Genomic DNA, 21278 nt, shown 5'->3' on the forward strand with positions numbered 1-21278 from the left:
TTGCAATAAAATAAACTCCACAGTTTACTTTTTTCTTTTTGAAGGTGGAAAATGTCGTTGGTTGATCCTCTAATGGGAAGTCGATTTGGTCGTCAGTTTAGAAGGCGATGCCTAAGCGCTGCGGTGGCCAGTTTGCTGGTGGTGGGATGCAGTGAGCCTGTTGCTCAGCATGTGGCAGCGCCAGTGGTTCGCCCAGCATTGGTGGAGCGTGTCTCTACCGAGCAGGATAAAGCGCTGAGTTTTAACGGGGTCGTGCAAGCGGCAGAAAGAGCGGAGTTGTCGTTTCGTGTTTCTGGGCGATTGACACAACTGCTCGTGAACGATGGCGATACGGTGAAAAAAGGCCAGCTACTCGCCCAATTAGATGCGCGTGATGCCAAGACAGCGTTAGCCTCTGCTCAATCAGAGCTCGATAACGTGCAGGCGGAATACGCGCGCGCAAAAGCCATTTTTGAGAAAAGCCGAGCGATCACTAAAAGCGATTTGGATGCGCTCGCAACACGGTTGAATTTGTCGAAAAATCGAGTGGAAGAAGCGCAACGCCAACTTGAATACACCAGTCTCTATTCTCCTTTTGCTGGGGTTGTTGGGCTGACGCAAGTCGACAACCATACCCAGGTTCAGGCTAACCAGCCGATTGTAACTTTGCACAACCTGCAGCAGTTGGAAGTGTTGGTTAACATTCCCGATACCGTGATGTTGACCAGCCAGCACAACACGCGCGCGTTTGCTGCAATCGCGGTGATCCCAGAGCATCGTTTCCCTTTGACCTTGAAGCATTACTCCACCCAAGCGGACGCGGCAACGCAAACTTACGCCGTGACGCTGGCGTTTACCGATGTGAATGGTTATCGCGTGCTTCCGGGAATGACGGTGAAAGTAGTACCGGACACAACGGAGCGCCAACAAACGGAAACTCAACGCATCACGCTGCCTTTAACGGCGGTGATCTCAGATAACCAAGGTGGCCAATATGTGTGGGTGGTCAACGGAGATAATCGCGTCGCAAAACGCGAGGTCAAAGTCGGTGAGCTTCGCCAAAATCGCATCGCGATTGATGACAATCTTGCCTTGGGCGAAAACGTGGTGATTGCAGGAACAGGCTCGCTTGTTGAGGGCATGACGGTTCGCCCTTACACAGAATCGACCCAAGGAGCTCAGTAATGAACCTTGCTGGCTATACCATTGCAAAGCGTACCAGTGTTTGGGTATTGATTGCGCTGACCTTACTAGGTGGGTACATCAGCTATCTAAAACTTGGCCGATTTGAAGACCCTGAATTTGTCATCCGCCAAGCGGTGATCAACACCCCCTATTATGGCGCGACCGCACAAGAAGTGTCAGACGAAGTGACGGATCTCATCGAAGGGGCGGTTCAATCTCTGCAAGAGTTGAAAGAGGTCAAGTCAGTTTCCAAACAGGGCATGTCGGAAGTGACGGTGGAGATCAAACTCGAGTTCGCTAAAAGCTCTGCCGAGTTGCAGCAAGTTTGGGACAAGTTAAGACGCAAGATCAGCGATGTACAAAGGCAGTTACCGCCGGGCGCAGGCCCTTCCATTGTTAACGATGATTTCTCTGATGTGTATGCACTGTTCTTTGCGGTGACCGGAGAAGGCTTTAGCGACAAGCAACTGCAAGACTACGTGGATACACTTCGCCGAGATTTGGTGTTGGTGCCTGGTGTGGCCAAAACGGCGACGTTAGCGGAACAGCAAGAGACCATATTTGTGGAGATCTCTTCAGAGCGATTGAAACAGCTTGGCATGTCGATGGAGAAAGTGACGCAAGTGTTGCAGAAGCAAAACCTGATTACTGTTGCTGGCAGCATTGAAACCGAGGCGATGCGGCTACCGGTGATCCCCGATAGTTCTATTCGTTCACTGCAAGACGTCCGCAATCTGCAAGTTGGCCTTGGGGCCGACAACAAAGTGATCCGCTTAGGCGATATCGCCAACGTTGTTCGTGGGTACCAAGAACCGGCATCAATGCTGATGCGTTACAACGGACAACGCGCCGTTGGCTTTGGTATTTCCAACGTGATGGGCGGCAACGTGGTCGAGATGGGGGATGCCGTTAAAGCGCGATTGGCTGAGTTGGAAAACCAACGTCCGCTTGGTATGGAGCTGCATGTTATTTCGATGCAGTCGGATTCCGTGAGAGCATCGGTTGCGAACTTTATCGACAACTTGATCGCAGCGGTAGCGATTGTGTTTGTTGTGTTGCTGCTGTTTATGGGGGTGAGATCGGGCATCATCATCGGCTTTGTGCTGTTGCTGACGGTGGCGGGAACACTGTGCATCATGCTAATTGATGATATCGCGATGCAACGCATTTCCTTGGGCGCGTTGATCATTGCGCTAGGCATGCTGGTGGACAACGCCATTGTGGTGACCGATGGCATTTTGGTGCGCATGCAACAAGAGCCGGACAGTGACAAGCTGACCATCGTCAATGAGGTCGTCGAGGCGACCAAATGGCCGCTGCTCGGTGGCACGGTGGTGGGTATTTGTGCCTTCAGTGCTATTGGTTTGTCGCCATCGGACATGGGCGAGTACGCTGGCTCGCTGTTCTGGGTGATCCTCTATTCCATGCTGTTAAGCTGGGTGTTTGCTGTGACCATCACACCAATGTTGTGTCACGATTTTCTAAAAGTAAAACCGAATCAAGGAGATAACTCAGTTGGCGTTATGATGCGAAGCTATCGCGGCTTGCTTAGCTGGGTATTGCGTCATCGCCTAATCAGCGTGGTGGCCATTTTGGCGATGCTGTTGACCGCCGTGTGGGGAGCGAAGTTTATTCCACCGGGTTTCATGCCTGACTCTCAGCGTGCGCAGTTTGTGGTCGACGTCTACCTACCGCAAGGGTCGGATATTCGTCGCACCGAACAAGTGGTCGCGCAGATTGAAAATGAGGTGAAAAGTAAACAAGGAGTGACCAATATCACCAGTTTTATTGGTGGCGGTGGCTTGCGCTTTATGTTGACTTACTCACCAGAAGCACGAAACACCAGTTACGGCCAATTGCTGATTGATATTGATGACTATCAGAAAATCGCTGCGTTGTTGCCTGAACTGCAAAATGAACTGGATGCCAAATACCCAGATGCATCGATTAAAGTCTGGAAATTTATGCTGGGCCGCGGTGGTGGTAAGAAGATCGAAGCGGGCTTCCAAGGCCCAGACAGTGCTGTGTTACGTGGCTTAGCTGAACAGGCCAAAGCGCTGATGCTGGCGGATGACAATTTGATTGCGGTGCAAGATGACTGGCGCCAGCAAATGCCAGTGGTGAAACCTGTCTACTCTTCAGAAAAAGCGCAGCGTTATGGCCTTACCAATCAAGAGATCAACCAAGCGATCAGTCAGACGCTGTCAGGCAAAAATGTTGGTGTTTATCGTGAAGGTGATGACTTAATCCCGATTGTGCTGCGAGCGCCCAAAGAAGAGCGTCAGCATGCTAGGGCGATCGAAAACACCTTGGTTTATAGTCACGCGGTTGGGCAGTCAGTGCCAGTAAGTCAACTGATTGAATCGGTGGATGTGGTTTGGCAAGACGCCATATTACGCCGCATTGATCGTGTCCCGACGATTTTAGTTCAAGCAGATCCTGCACCAGGTGTGCTCACGGCGGACGCGTTCAATCAAATACGCAGTAAAATCGAAGCTATTCCTTTGCCTGCGGGTTACGAGTTGACTTGGTATGGTGAGTACAAAGCATCTAAGGATGCCAATGAAGGTCTGGTCATTTCGGCACCTTACGGGTTTTCCGCAATGATTTTGTCGGTCATTTTCATGTTTAACGCGTTAAGACAGCCGTTGGTGATCTGGCTAACGGCGCCTTTAGCGGTGATTGGTGTCACGGTCGGCCTGATTGTCTTCCAAACGCCCTTCGAATTCATGGCGATTCTCGGCTTTCTTAGCTTGATCGGCATGATGGTGAAAAACGCCATCGTCTTGGTGGATCAAGCTGACGTGGAAATTCGACAAGGCAAGTGGCCATTCCAAGCCATCATCGATGCGGCGATGAGTCGCGCTCGTCCTGTGCTTCTTGGCGCATTGACCACGATATTAGGTGTCGCACCACTGTTGGTTGATCCCTTCTTTAAAAGTATGGCGGTCACCATCATGTTCGGTCTGCTGTTTGCGACCTTGTTGACACTGGTGGTGATCCCGCTTTTCTATGCCATGTTGTTTCGCATAAAAGTGGAGCAAATGTAACGTGACGAACGAACGCTACTCAGTTGAGTAGCGTTTTTTTTGGTGAGGCGTTTTCTGCGATTTTTGCACAATTCTTTATGCAACTGACGCCACTTCACAGAACCTTTCACATAACGCGCTAAACTAACATTAACCCTTCGCCACAGGAGTCTTTTTATGGATTTCAATCAACTGGTTAGTGGTCAACATCCCGTGTGGAATGTCATTATCGCGTTGCTGCTCGGGGCTATCATTGGCACACAGCGTGGCTGGGTGATGCGAAACAGTGCTGAAGGCAGTCGTGTGGCGGGGATTCGCACCTTCTCTTTAGTTGGCTTACTGGGTGGGTTAACGGCATTGCTCGCCAGTCACACATCGCCTTTCGTGCTTGGTTTTGCTTTACTCGCCTTGGTGGCGCTGGCTTCTATTGCCTTCATTATTCAGCAGAAAAACAGCCAAGATATCAGCATTACTGGCGTTGTCAGTTTGCTGGTGACGTTTGTGATTGGCAGCTTAGCCGTGGTGGGAGAGGCCGTATTGGCGGCATCGGCAGCAGTAATTACTGCCGTCGTATTAGATAACAAAAAAGAGCTTCATCAAGGATTGCAGCGTCTGCAAGAATATGAACTGGATGCCGCCTTACGCTTGATGATGATCTCTGTGGTGTTGCTGCCTCTGCTGCCAAATCAAACCTATGGCCCGTGGAATGCCTTGAACCCGTATGAGATTTGGTGGATGGTGGTGCTGATCGCCAGCATTTCCTTTGTGGGGTACTTTGCGATCAAAATCGGCGGTGCCAAACGTGGAGTGCTATTTACCTCCGTATTTGCCGGATTGAGTTCGTCAACGGCACTGACACTGCAATTTTCCAATCTTTCTCGAGAACAACCAACGATTAGCCCCTTGCTTGCCAGTGGCATACTGCTCAGCTGTGGCACCATGTTCCCACGTTTGCTGGTGGTGCTTTCGGTGCTAAACCCGGCCTTGGTGACACAGTTGTGGCCGATCGTGCTATTGATGATGGCAGCCTTGTATCTTCCAGCTTGGTGGATCTGGCGCTATAGCGATGTAGAGTTTAACGAGCAAGCGGGCAAACAAACCAACCCTCTCGCTCTGCAATCGGCGCTGTTTTTTGGGGTCATTTTGGCGGTGATTATGCTGCTTTCTCACGCGTTATCTGAGTGGTTTGGCAGCGCGGGTACACTCATCCTTGCTGCGTTGTCGGGTATTACCGATGTGGATGCCATTTCTCTTGCGCTTGGTCGTCAAAGTACTCAAGGGTTGAGCGTAACCACCGCTGCGCTTGGGGTGTTTATCGCCGCTTCCGTCAATACGTTAGTCAAAATGGGCATGGTGGTGGCGATTGGTGATCGCAAGTTGTGGAAACGCGTGGCGCCGGTGATGCTCGCCAGCGTAGCGATTGGCGGCGTGACATTTTGGGCCCTCTAGTCAAACAGAGGCCCAGCATTCACTGGGCCTAGGACATTATGGAAGGTCGACAATATGACTCTGCTAGTTTTGGTGAACAAAAGGCCCCGCAGTGGCGCTAGATGCCACATTGCCAGCAGAATCATAGACTTTCGAGGTGACGTAATACTCGTAAGCCACCCCTTTGGAACCGTTGAAATTATACGAATGTGACGTCACTTGCTCATTTTTTACATACGTGCCGCAGCAAGAAAAGGTCACTTCCGTCGATGAGGCGACATCCGTATCCCAGCTGATTTGGAATTTCACCCCTTTGATGACACGGCTGCTGACATTGGAAATGGTGATATCGCCCCCCGTGCCAGAGCCCCCTCCATCACCTCCTCCGGCGCAGAGATCACTACTGACGCCCACTTCATCCCAAGCGTCAAGGACGTTGGCCGAGTGGGTACCAGCAACGGCGTCAGTGGCGGCGCGCGCTAAACAGAAATCCGCATTGGGCGGCAGGGAGGTAAAACCGTTATATACGATTTGCGTTGCGGCATCCAAACCGATACCCGCCACATCGGTACCTGAGGCAAATTGTCCATCAGAATTTTGCCCGCCATTGACTAATAAGTAATACCAGTGGTTGATGATGCCACTGTTGATGTGCACACCACCATTGTCACCAGTGCCTGTGTATCGTTCATTGTAATGAGAGGGATCGCCATCTTCTCCTGGATCAGCCATATTGCGGATGCCGTTTGAGTTTGGCGTGATGTCTTCACCGATGGTCCAGTTGCCACTGCCATAATAAAACTCAATGTTGGTACCCATGATGTCGGAAAATGCTTCATTGAGTGCACCAGATTCATTTTGGTAAATCAGATCGCTGGTTGCGTCGGTCAACCCGTGTGAAAGTTCGTGTCCCACCACGTCTAAATCACCGGATAAATTAATGAAGGAGATGCCGTCTCCATCTCCGTAAGCCATTTGATAGCCATTCCAATAGGCGTTGTTATAGTTGCGTTTAACATGAGCGGTTGACACCATCCCCTGCGAATAGTGATTTAGCCAGTTGAATTGCAGCACGCTCAAAAAGTAACTGTCAGTCACATTGGCAAAGAAATGGGCATCGACCATAGCCGCTTGGCCAGGGGAAGTGCGGCCAGGTTCCACCCACTGATCATCACTATCCGTGGCCAGATCTCCGGGTAATCGACTGCGGCCGCCCGCATCGTAGGTAGAAAGGCGACCATTTGCAGAGACCATTTCGAAATTGCCGCGATTAAATGTGGTCAGCCCGGAAAGGTCTTTGCTATCCCCATGAACACCCGTTCCGCTGCCAGTGGTTAATCCGTCATAAGCATTGAGCACTTCGCCGGCTTCGGCGTCAATCCAATAGTGCCAACGGCTGTCCGCACGTTGATTTTCTACGATATAAAAGAACAGTCCATTGGATGGGTTAATAAACAGGTTAGTCGTCCACCGTCCATGGCCACCAATTTTCATCATCACGATGCCTTTGGCCGCCTCGGCTTTCAGTTTGACGGAATTACTTGAGAGTAAACGGTCATAGCGACGACCAATCACCGCGACGACATCGCCACTGGCCGCCGTGATGAGACTGATTTCTCCGCCAAATACAATGGCATTTTGAAAGTGCTGCTGAAAGCGCTGTGTTTCCATTCCGGAATGACCAAGCGCAAAGCGTTTCACCAAGGTGGCGTTGTCTGGAAGGACAAAGTTTTTCGCTTGAAGACCTTTCAAGCTAGGACTTGGATGCGCGTTGGGACCATTTGCTGCCATACTTAAAGGAGCGGCTGCGAGCAGGCAAGTGGCAATGATGGTGGTTTTGAAAGTCATGAACGCCTCCAAAGTGAAGTCCATTTTGTTCCCACCATAGGATTGCAAAACTGCGCACTTCATGACTGTGTGAGAACTTGCTATTTATGAGTTTGTCACTAAAGATAAGTGTAGGCAGGAAAAGGGCTGCCATCAAACCACATCACGGAATTGATAATAATTTATCTGAATAATGAAATGGATATATTGTTAAATGTGTTATTTATGAGACGGATAGATGACAAGGATTGATGTGATTAATAAAAGCACTATAATCATGGCAAATTTTAATAAGATGTCCCATAAATCAGTTTGCTCTACAAATCGCCTTGGCGAAGAATTGCTTGCTTAATGTAGAGTTAAAACAAGGAAGTCATTTTTAGACGTCTTAATCAACCGAAATAACAAGTTGGCTTGTATTGTGTATTTGGACTGATTGAGGTTTCACGTTTTGTTTTCTGTATCAAACTCTTTTATTTCCTCTTTGAAGCGAAACGCTTTGGGGGGATTACTCCTTGCTGCGATGAGCTTTCCATTGGCCGCCGCCCCTGAAACAACGGTATTAACACCCGATCAAGATTGGATCCCAACCACGGATTTGAGCTTGCCACGACAAATGAAAATAGGTGCGCTCGAAAACGGCATTCGTTATGTTGTCATGCCATCACGCTATAGCCAAAAGACGGTGTCACTTCGCTTCGAATTGCAAACGGCATCCAATCAGACTTGGCTTGTGGCCAACGAAGCAGACCTGAACTCGCGCTCTCTCAAAGAGGCCCTTGTTGAACTGCGCGACAAAGTCTTGGTGAACGACAAAGTCCCAGCGGCTCCTCAAAGTAAGCTGACGGTGATTTTGGTGGGGGATATTCAGGTTCGTGATGCGATCGATCAAATCGACATCGTTTTTGGTGGAGCCAAGATTGGCAACTCGATTCCAGGTCGTTTGTTTGCTGAAAAGCTAAGTCCAAGTCTTGAGCAACCAGTGGATGCTGAGACGTCAGCTCAGCGTGTGGCCGCCAACATCTATTTGAAAACACGCCTGACTGATGACCAAGAAGACAGCAAAATGCGTCGTAAAGAGCTGACAGCAAGTCAGTTAGCCGATGATGTTTTGATGGCACGATTGGAAAAGCAACTGTTAGAAGCCAACATCGGTCTAGTAGCGGTTGAGATGGAAGAGAGTTGGTCTCGCCAGCAATTGGTCAGCACGATTACAGTGGCACTGAGTAACGAAGAAGAGTTAGATAGTGCAAAAACCATTGTTGCCAAGGTGCTGGAAGGGGCAAAAAATGGCAATGTGACGGCGGATGAGTTTGCGACACAAGTTCAATTGAGACACGACTTGTTTAAGCGCCATCTTAAGGTTTCACCTTCGCAACAAGCCGATGGTATTGCACAAGCAATCCGCTATAATCGCGTTTATGTGCAGCCATCTGATGAGTTGAGATTATTTGAGTTCCATATCGCGCATATGACTGAGAGCGACGTCAGTGAGGCGATGATCGTCAACTGGTCAAAAGGCACGGAAATGCTTAGTCACGTCACTGGTCAATAATTCTCCTGACTCTGATAAAGCCAACTTGTTATTCGAGTTGGCTTTTTTATCTTTCCTATTCCTCTGTGGTATGACTCTTGCTTCAATACACTCGTGAGCGTTATCTGCGATTAAAAACGGTGCCTTGCCTTGATAAATTCTCAAATTGAGAATGGTTTTAGGAAAGAAAAGGGCGCTTTGATAGGCAGAAGCGATACAGGGAGGCAATGACGATGCAAAATCATGACGATCAAAAGCGAAAGTATTACCGCTTAAAATATCCTGTGAAGGCACTACCACGTGTCCGTATCAACGGTAATGTGTACCACGTGAATGAAGTTTCCGAAGGGGGCTTACGGGTCACACTCTCTAGCATCCACCAATTTCATCAGGGGCTGATGATTCGGGGAACGTTGCAGCTGCTCAACTGTGTGTTGGCTATCGAAGGGCGTATTTTGCGTTTCGATCAAGATGAAGTGGTGTTAAAGCTCTCTAAAGGCCCGAGTTTCAAGCATATGGCTGCAGAGCAACGTTATCTCTTGCAGCATTTTCCGACTCATATACATATGCTGCGCCGAGCCGCGGCCAATCAAGTCGCGTGATCGGATTTTCCCAAATACACTTCCCAACGACATTTCTCAAGGTCATTAAAACAAACGCGAAGCGGATTAACACGCTTCGCTTTGTTTTGTCGTTCACTTCAGTACCGATAGGGCAATAATGCCGATAGAGTAATTTGGATCGAGTCTGATCCGTTAATCCGCCAACCATGTGATTGCCGAGTCATAATCGCTAAATGATTTCATCTCGCCAGAAATAAACCAGCTGCCAACTTTGGCTGCGAGTTCTTGCCAATTTTTGTCGCCATAAACAGCAACTTTATTGACGTTGAAGCCGATTTTGAGACCCAGTTGGAAGTCATCCCATGCTGCTCTAGGCTCCCAGCCTGAAAACTCGCTAATGTCTGCGAGCATATTCATCTGTTGTCGATTGATGCCCGCAAGGGCTGCTTCCAGAACTGGAACGATCGCTTGATAATCTTGATGGGTGAGTGTGCCTGTTGCTTTAAAAACCAATATGGTTTGCGAGCCAATACGCTCAATGCCAAACGTGATGCCGTGACGTTGATTATTCACCTCGTGTCTCCTCACTCTATGCTTTGTTTGCAAGAGCTTAGAGGAGATTCAAACCCTAAAGTGGGAGCCGATTCAGACTTTCGCTATCTCTGTTGGATTCAAGGCTGTTGCGATGTTGGGGTGTTTTGATAATTTCACTCAACTGTCATAAAAATTTAATCTTGTTATGCGTTGTGTTCCGAACGGGAAATAATAATACTGTCAACACAAACTGAAAAAACAATAATATGAGGAGAGTGGATATGCAGCATCAAGAAATGATTCAACCAACCCATCTTGGCGTAATTGGCCGAACTTGCATTTTATCTCTCGGTATTGTTGCAAGTTTCCTATTTCTGATTTGAATGCGCTAAGTTGCCGCGAACAAAATGAACAAGGGCTCCCCACCATGGGAGCCCTTGTTGTTTTCGGTTAGACAATCGCGAACAGCAACGCAGAAACGGCCAGTAGCCCTGTCAGCAAAACAAACACAGTCGTGGCTTTACCATGATAGATTTTTAATGAATCAACTCGGTAAATGGCGTAAACCGGCATGATAAACAGGATCATAGCGATGACTGGGCCAGATAAGGTTTCCATCATGCCGAGAATGCTCGGGTTGATCACCGCCGCAATCCAAATTGAGATAAACAAGCTGACGATGGTCATTTTATCGGCGCGTTGAATAGGCATTGATGTGTGCTTGGTTAGCAATCCGTTAAGGCTTTCTCGTGCACCTAAAAAATGGCCAAGGAATGACGACGTAATGGCGATAAAGGCAACCAGAGGACCAAAAGTCGCAATAAATGGGTTCTCCGTTGCGTTGGCTAAATAAGAAAGTACCGACACATTTTGCGCTTTTGCTTGCGCCAATTGCTCTGGGCTTAAAGAGAGCACGCAGGAAAAAACAAACAGCAGTACAAAAGCAATCAACATGATGCTGGTACGCTGAAGAATCTGTTCTGATTTACCATTTGCCTGCTCGCCGTAATGGCGTTTTTGCACGCCAACGAAGCTGGAAATGGCAGCGGCATGGCTAAATGAGAAGATCACCACAGGCACGGCTAACCAAACCGTTTGTAGAAAATCGCCGGCAGAAGGCAGAGCCAAGGAAGGCAGTTGCCAACTTGGGATGAGATAAAGCGACAAGAACGCCAGTATGGTGGCGAGTGGGTAAACCATGGTTGCAAACGCACGCAGCATCAGCTTTTCACCGCCGAGCATGATGGCGATCAGGCTGAAAACCAATACACCAGACAGCAGCACTCGAGGTAATGATTCCATTCCCGCTTGATTGACCATAAAGCTGTCAACCGTGTTGGTGATGCCCACACCATAAATGAGCAGAATAGGGAATATCGACAAGAAATAGAGCAGTGAAATCAGACGACCTGCTTTCGCTCCAAAGTGCTCCTCGACAACATCGGTAAAGTCTGCATCGGCTTGTTTTGACGAGAGCACAAACCGCGCAAGTGCGCGATGGCCCCAAAATGTCATGGGAAACGCCAAAAGCGCTAACAGTACCAAAGGCCAAAAGCCGCCGATTCCTAGGTTGATAGGCAGAAAGAGAATGCCAGCCCCCACGGCGGTGCCGAATAAACTCAATACCCAATGAGTGTCGTGTTTTGTCCAAGTTTTAGTGGGCAGCGTGTCACTAAAATTTAACGTTTCTCGAGATTCTTTCACTTAATACTCGCATGTATAAGAATTATAATTTTGCAAATGTTATCGACTTTAGAGATATATATCACATCGATGTTGTAGCGATATGTGCTGTGATTTGTCACATTATGTAAATTATCTCGCCGTCACTTTTTCATCAAATTGGTTATATGAGCTAATTTGGTTTTTATATGTGGTTTATTGTTCTGAATTTTTGTTATTTTCTGGATGTAGGTGTTGTGTTCGAAGTGGTGAAAAACACATCATTTTTGATGGAAAGTGGCCTGTTTGTTATGCCTCTTCTTGCTTAAGGTGTGACGATGGAGATTCCGTTACACTGCCATTTTTACGCTCGCGAATGAATACATCAAAAGGATTTGAAGATGGAATTTAAGCATCGGTTTATCGATGGAAGCCGATATCAACGGATTTTTGTGATTGGTGATATCCACGGCAAATTGGCTTTGTTGCAGGACATACTAAAACGAGTGGATTTTCACGGTGAACGTGATCTGTTGATCTCTGTCGGTGATCTGATTGATCGCGGCCCCGACTCGGTTGGCGTCTTGGATTACTATCAAACGCATCATTGGTTTGAAGCGGTGATGGGAAACCATGAATGGATGATGGTCAACGCGTTGGATGCACAAAACAAATTGGAGCGTTCAGAGAAGGAAGCGTACTTCATTAAAATATGGCATCGAAATGGCTGTGAATGGTCACAAAATCTAACCGATGCTGAAAAACAGAGGTTGCGGGATGCGGTTGCCCAACTGCCAAGCGTGATTACGGTGGAGTTGGAAGATGGCCGCCGCTTTGGCATTTCACATGCTCAGCCCCACTCACTAGATTGGAACGAAATGATCGATTGGCAAGGGGATATGTGGGACAACCCTCGCTGGATTTGGGGAAGAACGCGCATTGCGGAAGATCAGCCACAAGCGATTGCTAATGTTGATTTAACACTACACGGCCACACTCGCAGTGAAGGGGTGAAAAGAGTGGCCAATAGTCTTTTTATTGATACCGCCTCCAATGACGACTATCAGGGCGCATTCAGCCTTTATGAACTGCGTACAGGAGAGGTTTTTGTTGGGGTAAAACAGAGCGCACTCGTTTAACGGTTATCAGTGATTGAGAACCGAACACGATGCAGGTACATTAGTGCCAGCGAACTATTTTTCCGTTGTATTGAGTGGTAGAGGAAGAGACCAAGATGCCTGAAACATCTGTATTGTTAGCGGTTTTTTTGATTTTTCTTGGCTCGTTTGTGCAAACAGCAATTGGCTTTGGTTTGGCTATTGTGTCGGCACCCTTGCTGATTATGGTTGCTCCAGAATACGTGCCTGCGCCTATCTGTCTAGTGGCACTGTTTATTTCCATTCTCAATGCGTTGAAGCACAAAAGCAGTGTAGAAATTGGCGGCCTCAAAATGGCGCTGATTGGTCGAGTGCCGGGCTCGATTGCAGGCGGGGCTTTATTGGTATTGGTCAGCACCAATGTATTGGCCTTGTGGATCGGCATACTGGTATTGTTTGCTGTGGCGGTAAGTTTGCTGCCATTTCGCATCGAACCCACTCCCATGCGTATGACGATAGCGGGTTTCTTTTCTGGCCTATTTGGTACAAGTTCAGGTATCGGTGGGCCGCCAATGGCATTGTTGCTTCAGCACCAAGAAGCGAATCAGCTACGCGGTAATCTTTCAGCGTTTTTTGTTTTTAGCTCGCTGATATCACTTCTCATCCAGATCCCAGCTGGTTTCTTCACCCTGTATCACCTAAAAATCACGTTACCTTTAATTCCTGCAGCTTGGTTGGGTTACAAACTGGCTCTATTAACAACGCGCAGTTTACCCAAGGAGAAGATCCGAATCGGTGCCTTATCTTTGTGTTGCATTAGTGGCATTGGGGCAGTTTGGCAAGCTTTTTAAGGACTTATCATTTATTACAAAAATAAGAAACTAGTTTCTTATTAAATTTGTTTTCTATTTTGCATTCCCTAGCTATGTTTATAAAGTTGGCTGGGTGTGCTTTTGGTTCCATATCAGTGTTTGCTGAGCATAATTAAAAACTAGGCACTCCCTAAATAATCGATATCTGACTATAGGATAGTTAGGGGGAGTTATGACTTTAGGCTTCAAATCTCGTATCTACACGAGCGTTGCTTTATTGGTGGCGCTGTCATTAGGAATATTAGGCACGCTAAACATCATTTCGCTCAAAGAAAAGATGGTGGCGTCGTTGGTCTCTGAAACACAAAACAAGCTCAATTATCACGTTGATGAACTGCAACATGCGATTGCTATTCAGCTCAAAGCGGTAGAGGTCGGGTCCAAACATTTTAACGCCTCATTAAGCGACGAGCAGAATGTCAATTTGGTGCGCTTATTGGCAGAAAGTGCAGGCATCTCCAATATTATTATGGCGTATGAGGACGGACGCTCTTATATGTCTCTCCATGCCAGTGGTATCACTACTGAGGAGCAAAATTTCTCTCAGCGTGATTGGTATCGAATGGCGAAAGGCAGCCAAGGAGTCAAGCTCACCGATATTTACATTGACAAAATCACTGGGGAAAAGGTGGTTAGCGCCATCATGCCTGTTTATAACGGCAGTGAGTTCCAAGGAGTATTGCTGGGCGATATTCCGCTAGCGGCAATCATCAAAATGGTCAGCAATATGCGCTTTGCTGGTGGGGCCGCCACCTTAACCGACAAAAATGCGGTCTTTTTTGCCAGTGACGATCCCAATGACATCGGTAAAACCCCGTCGCAAGTGAGCCCTGTGTTCAGCGATATGGAGCGCGCGTTTTTTAATCAGCAGCAGGGGCATTTGCAATTTCCCTATCTGGGCATTGAGTTTGATGGCTACTTCCAACGCGTCAATTTAACATCGGATCAATACTGGACCTTGATGGTGTTTGTCGATCAGGATACTGCGTTGGCGGGGGTTCGAGAGGCGCAAAATGAGGCGATCGTCACTGGGGTGATTTTGTTGCTGGTCAGTGCTGTGGTGATGGTGCTGACTCTTGAGCACGCTTATCGTCCGCTACTCAAACTGAAAAAAGCGGTACTAGGATTATCAAAAGGTTCAGGCGATTTAACCGCGAGACTGACGGTTGAAGGGGGAGATGACCTTGCGCAGATCAGTGAAGGGTTCAATCGCTTTGTGCAGAGCTTACAGGGCATGATGTTGCAAGTGTCTGAAGCAAGCCAAAATATTTCCTCTAACATTGTGCAGCTCAATCAAACGGCGGTGGAAAACGAAAAAGTGTTGATCACCCACTCAGCAGAAACCGATCAGGTGGTAACGGCAATTACCGAGATGAGTGAAAGTGCGCGCTCGGTGGCGGAAAACGTCACTCAGTCGAATAGAATTACTGAAGGTGCGAGTAAAGAAGCCAAGCAATCTCTAGAGATTGTCAATAACGCGGTGACTACCGTCAGTGCCTTGGTGAACGATGTGGAGGAGATGTCCAATCGCATTGTCAGCATGAACCAAGACGCCAACAAAATCAGTGAAGTGTTGAACGTGATTGGTGAGATTTCTGAGCAAACCAATTTGCTGGCATTGAACGCCGCGATTGAAGCGGCACGCGCTGGTGAACAGGGCCGCGGATTTGCCGTTGTCGCCGATGAGGTGCGTGCTTTGGCTGCGAGAACGCAGAATAGTACGACAGAAATTTCAGAAATGTTGTCAAAACTGCTCGATGGTACCTCTAGCGTGGTAGCATCAATGGAACGCACTAAACAGCAATGCCAATCAACCGCCAGCAAGACGTCGGAAGTCTCCAACAGTCTCAACTTAATGAGCGGTTCTGTACGAGATATTGATGATGTCAGTACGCAAATTGCTGCTGCGACGGAAGAGCAAAGTACCGTAGCAGCCGAGCTAAGCCGCAACATGCTGGCCATTCGAGACATTGTTACCAATCTGGTGGCAAGTGGCCGTCAAACGGTTGCTGCGACGGAGTCTCTGGCCGATTCCAACCACGAACTCGATAAACTCGTGTCCAATTTCAAACTGCAATAACGGTTGTCACTTTGTAGCGGGCTGTATAGGCCCGCTATCGTTTCTTTGTTAGGAGCGAGTTTATGACGAAATTAATGGTTCATGCTTGGCTAGAGAAACAAAATAACCAGATATCGCAGCATTTTGCCTATTGTCACCAAAAACTGGTCAAGCAGTTCTTTTCCCGCGATCCCAATTTGTGGCCGATTTACAAAATCAAGCAAGTGGCTGAACTGGTTGGGCATAAACGTAATCTCACCATGCCAACCAATCCGATTTTGTCCAAACGGCTGGCGGCAGACAGTTACATTCCACACGCTTCCAGCCAAGTGATAAAGCCGTTCGAGCCGTTAGCACTTTTTGCGGCTGGACACAGTAAAAACTGGGATGATCCAAGCGCAGTGGAAAACGTCATTTCAACACCGAGCGATCCCGCCATTCATGGTGCGCTGTTGGCCACCATCGCAAATCCCAATTTGGTTTACAGCGAGTACGCTGGGCGGGCCACCGAATTAGAAAGTGTCGTGGTGCGGCAAATTGCAAACCTAGTGGGATACGATGACCAAAAAGCCACAGGACTTTTCACGCAAGGTGGGACGTTTTGCAATCTCTACGGTTATCTACTTGGGTTACGCAAGTGTTTCCCTAATTCAGCCACAACGGGTATTGGGGATAAGAAACTGGCATTTATTAATTCCCAAGCGGGGCATTACTCCAACGTCACAAATCTTTCACTACTTGGTGTAGATATGGGTAAACAACTGCTTCGCATCAAGGTGAATGAAAACAACCAAATTGACCTCAATGATCTGACCAAGCAATTTGAGTATTGCATCCGCCATGACATCATCGTCCCGACGATTTTGTTGACCTTTGGTACCACCGATACTTTTGCCATAGACGACGTGGCTGCCGTTTACCTGCTACGAGAGCGCTTATGTCGCCAGTATGGTTTGAACTATCGGCCACACATTCATGTCGATGCTGCCGTCGGTTGGACGCTGCTCTTTTTTAAAGAATATGCTTTTGAGCGGAATGAATTGGCGATCAATACCGCGACCTTAGAAGGGTTAGAGGTCACCAACTCTTTAGTCAAGGGCCTGCGCTACGCCGATTCCATTACCATTGATTTTCAGAAGTGGGGCTATGTACCTTATACCTCCAGTTTGATTTTGGTGAAAGATCGTCAGGATATGCAGGCGTTACAACACGATGCAGACTATTTCTCCTATTTCGAAGCGCAACAACGGAATCAAACGCATCTTCAATCCACCATCGAATGTTCCCGCAGTGCAGTGGGGGTATTTTCCGCTTATTCTGCGTTAGAAAGTATTGGAATTGAAGGCTATCAAATGCTGATCGCACACGGCTTGCAGAACGCCAATTATCTGCGTTGTTTGCTCTCTAAATTACGCAATTGCAAAGTGGTCTCCGGCAGTAATCAAGGCCCTTGTGTCACTTTTCGTCTCTATCCGCCAGAGATGGAAGAGAGTGCGCAAGCGCTGTTTTACCGAGAGCGGCGGCTTATCAGGCAAAAGGCGTATATGGAAAGTCTCGTTAGTAGCGCGACCTACCATCGCAACAACTTCTTAGCAAGAAAAGGTCGTTATTTGAAAACCAATTGGGTCGATTCGATTGCCAGAACCGATTACAACGAAGCAGGGCATTGCCTTTTTCTACCCGGCGAAAAAGCGGTGTTCCTTAACCCCAACACACAGCGGCGAAGCATTGAGCTGTTTGTGGCCAATTTGAATGCCACTTAGGGCGGGGAAATAACAGGTTTACGCGAGATAAAAAAAGCGATGCCAATTGGCATCGCTTTGGTCGTTATGCATGTGATAAATCACATATAGGGGAAAGGTTTACAGTTTGTCCCACGCCATTTGCCAGTGTGAACCAGTACCCGGCTGGTATTGAGTTGCGGTTGGTGCCCATTGAACACAGTAACCTGAGTATGGGAATGGCTTGCATTGGTAGATCGCACCGTCGCTGGCGAGCACTTTGGTGCCCGCCGTGTACGAGCTCAAGCCATCTGGGAAGACAAAGTCGTAATCATCACTTGGCGGTGGTGTTTGCGTTTCCGTCAGCATGAAGTCAGATGTTTGCTGCTTTTGCAGCGTGCCGTCTTTGTCTAGGACTTTGGTTACCAACATATGGTGGCCTGCTTCTGATTTGCTTAATGTCATGCTGACCGCTTTGTTCTCACCGTCTTTCATTGCAACGCTTTCAAAAGCAAGTGGCTCTTTGTGGTGGTTATAGACGGTCAGTTCCGTTGTAATATCGCCAGTTGCTTGTAAGCCTAAATCGAGCGTTACAGGCACATCGCTGATTTGATACTCAGAGGCCAAACCCGATAGGGTGACGTCGTACTCAGGTGCAGGCGTTTCAATTTTATAGCCGATCTCGACACGCTGCAGGTTGCTGCCAGACTTAAGGAAAATTGGGTTAGTACCATAAACCGGAACGAACTGATTTTGTTCGTTGAGCTGGCCTGCTGCGATCTCGCTTTGGGTTTGGTTAATTTTCACCGCGAGAGCGTGTGACCAATTGTTTGCTACCGTCAACGCGTCGCTGTCGATCGCCAGTTCTGTCGTGTAGGCTGGATTCTCGCCCGCAAGATCAAATACGCGTGTAAAGACGGTGTCACCGACATTGAGGTTCATGGTTGGAATGATCTGGCCACCTTGTTGCCAATCTGGCAGAGCAGGGCCATCGCCATCGAATTTGACATCAATGACATTGTAGAAAGAGGCGGCGGTGTCACCCACATCCCAAACCGCCAAAATCACTTGGTAACCTTCGCGTTCAGGTACATTACATGTATGGCTAACGCGCTTCGGCGGTTGAACCATGCCACCGTCCACGACGCAGAAAGGGGTGAGCTCGAATGAGGCGCGGGCAAGTGGTTGATTTGGATTCCAATCTGGTTTGGTGATGTAATATTTCCAATCTTTGGTCACGTGATTGGCGGTAAAGGTCCACTCAAAGTTTTGCGCACCGGTTTGAATCGGGCGTTTTACCCAGCGGTCTGCGGTTTGCTCATCAAGTGCGTTCGCTAACGCGCTCTCGGCGCTGGCAATTTTGCCATCACGCGGACCGGACGCGGGGAAGCCATCTGGCCCTTCAACACTTTGCGGTTCATATTGAATCGCGCCACAGTTGGTGTTTTTTTCTCCAGTTGATGCCGCGAACTTACACAGTGTCACACGAGCTTCTGCGACACCATTTTCCACTGCAGAAACATAACCATGGCTCATTGCGGTTCCGCTTACGACGGATAGAGCAATGGCCAGTAAGGTTTTTTGCGGTTGTTTTTTCATAACATACTCTTTTTGATTGCTGACTTTATTTGGCTATATGGCCAATGTTCAACCACAGCATACGCATGTTATTCCCAAGGCGATGAATCGCTCGTAAAGAGCGCACTGACGTGCTTGGTGAGAACACTCTCTAGTGAGAGCGGCGGCCCCGCTATCTTGGGTATGATAAAAATACCGACAGACCGGAAGCTTTGCGTCCCATCTTTTCAGAAGGTTTGCCTATGTGTGATGTCAGGCATAATTTAGGATGAGAATAACGATGAGGCGAATTAATTGATTGGATTTGGAATTAATTTCTCGAAAAAGTGTGATGAAAAAAAGAGATGATTTAGAAGCGTTATTTATAGATGTAGATATATTAATTCGGTCAATTAAATTCTGTATTTAATATAAGCAATCTATGTAAGGGAAGATATTTTGTGATTGTATGTATTTGCAAAATATTATAGCGAAAAATGGAGTGTAGAGTTAGAATTGCCACGTCTTTACTATGTCATTGAGCACTTATGAAAACCACCAGCTATGGCAATATCATGGCGGCCATCTCTTTTCTTATTTGGGGCCTGACACCAATCTATTACCGTTTGATGCCGTCTGCTCAAATGGATGAGCTGTTGGCTATGCGCATCATTGCATCTGTTCCAGTTGGCTTGGTGCTTGTGTACTTCATTACAGGCAAGTTGCCTCAATTTCGTCGAGTTTGGCACGATAAGAGATCGCTACTTTATACCCTGATCGCCGCGTTGCTGATGTGCATCTCTTGGTCCACCTTCACTTGGGCGCTGACCAATGATCGCGTGATTGATGCCAGTCTAGGTTTTTTCATTAGCCCGTTAATGATGGTGGCACTTGGCGTGTTGGTGCTCAAAGAAACGCTCTCTCCGGGAAAAAAACTGGCGATCATTTTTGCCGCTTTAGGGCTGGGGTATCAAATTGTCCATTACGGTGAAATTCCGTACGTTGCATTAACCATGGGGGTGTTTTTTACCCTCTACGGTTTTTGTAAAAAGAAAATAGCCTACGATTGGAGCACGACATTATTTTTTGAAGCATTGCTGCTTGCTCCTGTGGCCTCCATTTATATGGCGATGAAATACGCGCAAGGCGACGCGGTTTCTCTTTCCTCCGATCTTTCAACGCTTTTATTATATTTGGGTAGCGGACCTGTCACCATCGCGCCCCTTATTTTTTATTCCATTGCTATTCGTTATACCAATATGACGAACATTGGCCTGATGCAATATATTGAGCCAACGTTACAGTTTCTCCTCGCCGTGTTTATTTTTGCTGAGTATTTCGACCAAGTGAAAATGGTGAGCTTTGGCTTGATTTGGTTTGGCTTGCTGTTGACGATTGCAGAGACATTGGCAAACAGAGCCAAACACCGCTCTGTTCGCTTAACGTGAGTGGATAACGGATAACGATAACGTATGACGAGTAGCGGATAATGATCGTTTGAGGCTACTCGGAAATGTGTGGATGCCGAAGGTGTTGAAAACGCGGTAACTGCTCACGTAAGCCTTCAAAGGTGGCGCGTGCACTTTCCTTGGCCAGCTTGTTCACCAACCAATCGGGTAGGGCGCCACCAGGATTTGCGAACGCGGTGTATTCAATGTGAGTGGTGTCGTTGGTGAGCTTATTCAGTACCCAGAGCGCTTTGACTTGCGTGATGCGAATGTAGTCAGGATCCCGAGGGAAAGCGGTCTCAGGTGCATCGCTGATCTTCAAGGTGAATCCGGCTTCATCTAGGCTGTACTTTGAATAAGTCAGCATATCGCGATTTTGTGCAGGCCAGGGCGCAGCAAATTGGGTGTAAACGATGTTTTCTCGCGGTGATAGCTGTTGCACGACGTGGCTGTGAGCTACATTGTCAATCCAGTTAGGCACGTTGTCAGTGTCTTCGAGTAATTTCAAAAATGCGGCATAGCTGGTGGGGAAAAACATTTGCGCACGAATCTCCACCAAGCCATCTGTGTGCTCACGATAATGGATGGTGATACCATTGTCGCTGGAGTCAAAAATCCAACCTTGCTGTGGTGATGCCAAAGTTGCAGGGTTGAATAGAAATAAACAAAGGCTTAGCAGTAGAATTATCCGTTTCATATCAGCTCTTTCCGTGTTTTAGGTTACTCATTCAAACACATATACAACGTTATGAAAATGCGCATTGCATCAGTTCACTGATTTAA

General features: G+C 47.8%; 15 protein-coding genes and 1 riboswitch. Of the genes, 10 read left to right on the forward strand and 5 right to left on the reverse strand.

Annotation, left to right across the window (positions count from 1 at the left end):
* Positions 1-51: 51 nt before the first annotated feature.
* From PQQ36_RS00725 to PQQ36_RS00735, 3 genes are all read left to right on the forward strand, one after another.
* On the forward strand, positions 52-1164 hold the full coding sequence (locus PQQ36_RS00725) for an efflux RND transporter periplasmic adaptor subunit (protein ID WP_273660178.1): 1113 nt from the start codon (positions 52-54) through the stop codon (positions 1162-1164).
* Positions 1164-4214, forward strand: coding sequence for an efflux RND transporter permease subunit (locus PQQ36_RS00730; RefSeq protein ID WP_085761642.1), 3051 nt, complete (start codon positions 1164-1166; stop codon positions 4212-4214). Before PQQ36_RS00725 ends, PQQ36_RS00730 begins: the two co-directional genes overlap by 1 nt.
* 156 nt (positions 4215-4370) lie before the next feature.
* Positions 4371-5642, forward strand: coding sequence for an MgtC/SapB family protein (locus PQQ36_RS00735; RefSeq protein WP_011151901.1), 1272 nt, complete (start codon positions 4371-4373; stop codon positions 5640-5642).
* A 63-nt stretch (positions 5643-5705) separates the two neighbouring features.
* Here PQQ36_RS00735 and PQQ36_RS00740 read toward each other — a convergent pair whose 3' ends face one another.
* Entirely contained in the window at positions 5706-7493 is a 1788-nt protein-coding gene (locus PQQ36_RS00740; protein WP_273660179.1) for a M4 family metallopeptidase, read from the reverse strand.
* A 478-nt stretch (positions 7494-7971) separates the two neighbouring features.
* Here PQQ36_RS00740 and PQQ36_RS00745 point away from each other — a divergent pair, with 478 nt between their 5' ends.
* Positions 7972-9003: a signal recognition particle gene (locus tag PQQ36_RS00745; protein ID WP_273660180.1), complete on the forward strand. Its 1032-nt coding sequence runs from the start codon at positions 7972-7974 to the stop codon at positions 9001-9003.
* 212 nt (positions 9004-9215) lie between these two features.
* Positions 9216-9584 (forward strand): PilZ domain-containing protein, encoded by a 369-nt coding sequence (locus PQQ36_RS00750; RefSeq protein ID WP_026130820.1) that lies wholly within the window; start codon positions 9216-9218, stop codon positions 9582-9584.
* 153 nt (positions 9585-9737) lie between these two features.
* Here PQQ36_RS00750 and PQQ36_RS00755 read toward each other — a convergent pair whose 3' ends face one another.
* Together PQQ36_RS00755 and PQQ36_RS00760 are read right to left on the reverse strand one after the other, a co-directional pair.
* The gene (locus PQQ36_RS00755) at positions 9738-10118 is read right to left on the reverse strand and encodes an STAS/SEC14 domain-containing protein (RefSeq protein ID WP_011081026.1); all 381 of its coding nucleotides are present in this window, start codon (positions 10116-10118) and stop codon (positions 9738-9740) included.
* A gap of 411 nt (positions 10119-10529) precedes the next feature.
* Positions 10530-11783, reverse strand: a complete 1254-nt coding sequence (locus tag PQQ36_RS00760; protein ID WP_273660181.1) for an aromatic amino acid transport family protein — start codon at positions 11781-11783, stop codon at positions 10530-10532.
* 359 nt (positions 11784-12142) lie between these two features.
* Here PQQ36_RS00760 and PQQ36_RS00765 point away from each other — a divergent pair, with 359 nt between their 5' ends.
* The 4 genes from PQQ36_RS00765 to PQQ36_RS00780 all read left to right on the forward strand — a co-directional run bounded on the left by PQQ36_RS00765 (position 12143) and on the right by PQQ36_RS00780 (position 17532).
* The gene (locus tag PQQ36_RS00765) at positions 12143-12880 is read left to right on the forward strand and encodes a metallophosphoesterase (protein ID WP_273660183.1); all 738 of its coding nucleotides are present in this window, start codon (positions 12143-12145) and stop codon (positions 12878-12880) included.
* Positions 12881-12975: 95 nt separating this feature from the next.
* A complete protein-coding gene (locus tag PQQ36_RS00770; RefSeq protein ID WP_045619692.1) occupies positions 12976-13689 on the forward strand; it encodes a sulfite exporter TauE/SafE family protein in 714 nt (237 codons plus the stop codon).
* Between the two features lie 193 nt (positions 13690-13882).
* On the forward strand, positions 13883-15790 hold the full coding sequence (locus tag PQQ36_RS00775) for a methyl-accepting chemotaxis protein (protein WP_273660185.1): 1908 nt from the start codon (positions 13883-13885) through the stop codon (positions 15788-15790).
* A 62-nt stretch (positions 15791-15852) separates the two neighbouring features.
* Positions 15853-17532 carry a pyridoxal phosphate-dependent decarboxylase family protein gene (locus tag PQQ36_RS00780; RefSeq protein ID WP_263140342.1) on the forward strand — a complete coding sequence of 560 codons (1680 nt, stop codon included), beginning with the start codon at positions 15853-15855 and terminating at the stop codon, positions 17530-17532.
* Positions 17533-17631: 99 nt separating this feature from the next.
* On the opposite strand, the gene gbpA is transcribed toward PQQ36_RS00780, so the two are convergent.
* Positions 17632-19089, reverse strand: a complete 1458-nt coding sequence (gene gbpA / locus PQQ36_RS00785; RefSeq protein WP_273660188.1) for an N-acetylglucosamine-binding protein GbpA — start codon at positions 19087-19089, stop codon at positions 17632-17634.
* A gap of 138 nt (positions 19090-19227) precedes the next feature.
* A riboswitch (cyclic di-GMP riboswitch) is annotated at positions 19228-19319 on the reverse strand.
* 276 nt (positions 19320-19595) lie between these two features.
* Here gbpA and rarD point away from each other — a divergent pair.
* On the forward strand, positions 19596-20495 hold the full coding sequence (rarD, locus tag PQQ36_RS00790) for an EamA family transporter RarD (protein ID WP_273660189.1): 900 nt from the start codon (positions 19596-19598) through the stop codon (positions 20493-20495).
* 55 nt (positions 20496-20550) lie between these two features.
* On the opposite strand, the gene PQQ36_RS00795 is transcribed toward rarD, so the two are convergent.
* Entirely contained in the window at positions 20551-21192 is a 642-nt protein-coding gene (locus tag PQQ36_RS00795) for an START domain-containing protein (protein ID WP_273660191.1), read from the reverse strand.
* Positions 21193-21278 lie beyond the last annotated feature (86 nt).

Origin of the sequence: Vibrio sp. CCUG 15886 (genome assembly GCF_028570825.1) — a bacterium.
GTDB lineage: Bacteria > Pseudomonadota > Gammaproteobacteria > Enterobacterales > Vibrionaceae > Vibrio > Vibrio vulnificus_B.